A 3,354-nucleotide genomic window follows, 5' to 3' on the forward strand; every position below is an offset into this window, starting at 1 on the left:
ACTGCTCTGCGCTTGATCAACCATAGACCACGAAAATGCTTGGGTTGGAGAACCGCTCACGAATCCTTTTCAGAGGAACTGTCGCACTTAGCTTGACAATCCGTCATGTTGAAACAAATAGGAGTTACACTACATTTTATGAGGTGACAAGAATTGAATACACCGGATAAAGAGTATGTTACATTAGAGCATTTTTTCGCAATGTTTTATAGTAATTATGATTCGGATATAAAAATGTTGAAAGAATATACAGAGCTCTATAAACAAATGGAGTCAGGTGAAGTTATTAATGAATTAATCGACCAACTGAATGATTTTGAATTATGTGTAGGGAGTGGGATATTTAAAGACATATTAGAGCATTACGGAAACAAAATGAAAGTTGAAGATTTTAGAAAGAATATCAAAGGGCTTTTAGAAAATCTGAGTAGATGATTTGTAAGTAACTCAATGCAAATTCTCATAAAAAGTATCGTTGCTGCTGGCTTGATGGCTTTTGTCTGCAAGAGGCATTCCGAGGAAGTTTGATCTGGTAGACAACCACTTGGCGGCTTTATGAATACAAGACGTTATAGGAAAGGGATGCAAACTATAAAAGAAGGTGTTCAAGCTGTTTGGTTTATTTAAGAAAAAGAAAACAATATTTGAAGATCAACTAAACCAACTTTCTGAATTGGGCATCTTCATGAGATCAGATTTAAAGAAAGAATTACTTTTAGAAGAAATTTTAAGAAGTGAATATGAAGAAGATCCCTACAACTTGCTACTACTTACTTTAGGTGGAGAAGTTGAAGTGAATGGTGAATTTATAAATGTATCTGATGAAATTTGGTATTTGGATGCTGAATGTATTGAGGACCATGGAGACTATGCAAGAGTAATAACGCGATTAGAGAATATGACAAAACTTAAATTAAATAAGATAACGGATTACGTAGATATTCAGAATAATACTGCATGGATCTCTTTTGAGTATAAGCATGAACTTATAAGATGGGAAATGAAAGTAGATGAGGATTGGTTGGATATGGAGATATTCAAGAAATTTAATGAGTTAACAAAGACTGAACAATCCATGAAATTGTATATTACAATTTTAGATCAAGGTTGCCTAGTAGGCTATTTTTATAAAGAACAAGTAATCGAATTAAATAAATTAACAAAATATAAATTTGAAGACACGCCCTAAACAAAACGATAATTATTACCCCAGAAATGACTATGGAAGAGGTGCTAGTTCGAGTAGAACCCTAAAGGGAAATTGAATTAAGTAATTCACAGTGTGGTCGCTTTCGCTTTCTTGGTCTACGAAGACCTCGGGCGTTATGGTCATAGAAACATTATCAGAAATACGACAAAGTAAGAAGAAGGTTTGGGACAAGGACCTAATGACGTTTCAGAAATGATCAACAGGATTAAACGAAACGGAAGCTCAAAAACAATATGAAGCAGAAGCAACCTTTTCTAAAAAGTTCAGTGATGAATCTTGGTTAGTGTATGCTCCTACTATGAAGATTTCTTTTGGTACAGTACAGAGACTTTAAAAGTAGGGTGTATGAAAAAGACATTATGGGAGGTTATATGGGAACGGATACTTGGTTTTTTGTAGAGAAAAGACACTTCAGAGATGAATATGAACAAATTGATGGTACATGGAGAAAAAATAAAAAGAGTAAGGCAGAATTAAATGATACTGCTACTTGGTTAAGTGCTGATAAGTGGAATGTTAACCCTGATTACTATCTGTATCCTGAAGACAAGACTGCTAAATTGAAACCAAGTGATCCTTATGAATTTTATAGTGGGGATAGAAACTATGATTTATTTATGACCACAGTTGGTTATTATTGAAGGGTTTGATTAATTTTAAATGGGATGAAAATTATTATTGTGATCAATTTATGGAATATAGAAATATTATGGATACATGCTCGGGTTTCATCCATGAAACAATTCCAAAATTATCGAAATTAGGGGATGCTGACGATGTAAGAGTGATTTTCTGGTTTGGTTAGTACAGAACATTCATTTTATTTAGTGGTTAATGATAGGGATTAGAAGATGGGGCTTCTTATAATGTGTATTCAATTGCGTCACCTGACAGAGTCAAGGGTTGCTAGAAGTTATCTCGAAAAAGGAATTTTAGTAGAAATAATTGTAATTTGAAAAGAGGAGTCTGAAACTATGAATGAAAAGTCGCAGTTACTAGGGGAGTTCAAGGAATGGATATGTTTTGTTTCTAAGATTCGTGAAATGGATTGGCAAATAAAGATTGCCGAAGATAAATGGTCAGTTCACGATATCGTAAGTCATATATTGCTGTGGGATAAATACTTTTATGAAGCAGCCATAAATCCGATATTAAACAATATGCCTTTGACATTAACACAGATTGATTTTGATCAATTTAATAAGGACGCTGTTGAATTTGGAAAAACAAAAACGAAGGAAGAATTAATTGAAATGACTATTCAGTACCGTAACATGATATTGCAGAGTATAGAGAGTTTGGAAGATGATAAGCTTACTAAAGAATATGCTGACGGGGAGTTTACTGTAATATCATATTTAAAAGACTTTATCTGGCATGATCAACATCATATAAAACAGATTGATGAGCTTAAAAGAAGAGCTAAGTGAGTATTTAAAAAAGGAATAATGCATATCATATTTTGGTTCCTGTAGCGGATATGGGAGAAATACCAAGATGTTCTCTTCTTATTTTCAGGTTGATAGAATTGAGATATCTAGTTCAGCTATAAATCTAGCAAAAGAATGGGATTTAAAAACGAATTTTATTCAAGAATCGGTGTTAGAGTTTCGTACAAGCAAAAGGTATGACGGCATATATTGTTATGATTTATTACATTTATTTTTGGTAAAGGACCGAAAAAAACTGATACAGAATTGTGTGATGCATTTGAAGGAACAGGGAATGATGTATTTTACGTGTTTTTCGTTAAGATATATAGTTGTTCAAAAGATTGGATAGCTATTTAGGGGAAGTAATTTAGCAGACACATCCTACCGCTTAACTGCCGCATGTGGCAGCCGGACTGTTAGTCCTAAAGCGCTGGGACATCGTAATTACAGATCGTTATATGTAATTGGAAGCGAAGGGTATAATAAAATGAGAATGCAAGATAAACCGATAGTAAGTATTATAGGCTTGGGATTATTTAGTCTGTCACTAGTGGTGCACATTTATTTTAAATCAATAAGAACAATGGATGATGTAGGGATGGGTATATTATTGTCTCTAGTAAATGCCATATTTCTAGGACGTGTCTGAAAACTAAAGAATTTTGTGATATGATTTGAGAAAAACGATTGGAGCATCAACTATGATTCAAA

5 protein-coding genes are annotated in these 3,354 nt (G+C 33.5%); all 5 read left to right on the top strand.

The genetic code is table 11. The annotated features are described in order from the left end of the window. Positions 1-153 precede the first annotated feature (153 nt). The 5 genes from AC5V8P_RS24495 (at position 154) to AC5V8P_RS24515 (ending at position 2,992) form a co-directional block, all read left to right on the top strand. Positions 154-435, top strand: coding sequence for a hypothetical protein (locus AC5V8P_RS24495; RefSeq protein ID WP_064795962.1), 282 nt, complete (start codon positions 154-156; stop codon positions 433-435). A gap of 166 nt (positions 436-601) precedes the next feature. Next, positions 602-1,189 (top strand): hypothetical protein, encoded by a 588-nt coding sequence (locus AC5V8P_RS24500; protein ID WP_231116771.1) that lies wholly within the window; start codon positions 602-604, stop codon positions 1,187-1,189. 392 nt (positions 1,190-1,581) lie between these two features. Further along, entirely contained in the window at positions 1,582-1,851 is a 270-nt protein-coding gene (locus tag AC5V8P_RS24505) for a hypothetical protein (protein WP_064795963.1), read from the top strand. A 333-nt stretch (positions 1,852-2,184) separates the two neighbouring features. After that, positions 2,185-2,640: a DinB family protein gene (locus tag AC5V8P_RS24510; RefSeq protein WP_064795964.1), complete on the top strand. Its 456-nt coding sequence runs from the start codon at positions 2,185-2,187 to the stop codon at positions 2,638-2,640. 67 nt (positions 2,641-2,707) lie between these two features. Next, on the top strand, positions 2,708-2,992 hold the full coding sequence (locus tag AC5V8P_RS24515; protein ID WP_231116772.1) for a class I SAM-dependent methyltransferase: 285 nt from the start codon (positions 2,708-2,710) through the stop codon (positions 2,990-2,992). The last annotated feature ends 362 nt before the right edge of the window (positions 2,993-3,354 follow it).

The sequence above is a fragment of the Paenibacillus sp. N119s genome (genome assembly GCF_059447605.1).

What these genes read in the sequence shown, in the direction of transcription:
- AC5V8P_RS24510 (WP_064795964.1), top strand. Translation starts at nt 2,185, where the DNA reads ATGAATGAAAAGTCGCAGTTACTAGGGGAGTTCAAGGAATGGATATGT.
- AC5V8P_RS24505 (WP_064795963.1), top strand. Translation starts at nt 1,582, where the DNA reads ATGGGAACGGATACTTGGTTTTTTGTAGAGAAAAGACACTTCAGAGAT.
- AC5V8P_RS24515 (WP_231116772.1), top strand. Translation starts at nt 2,708, where the DNA reads ATGTTCTCTTCTTATTTTCAGGTTGATAGAATTGAGATATCTAGTTCA.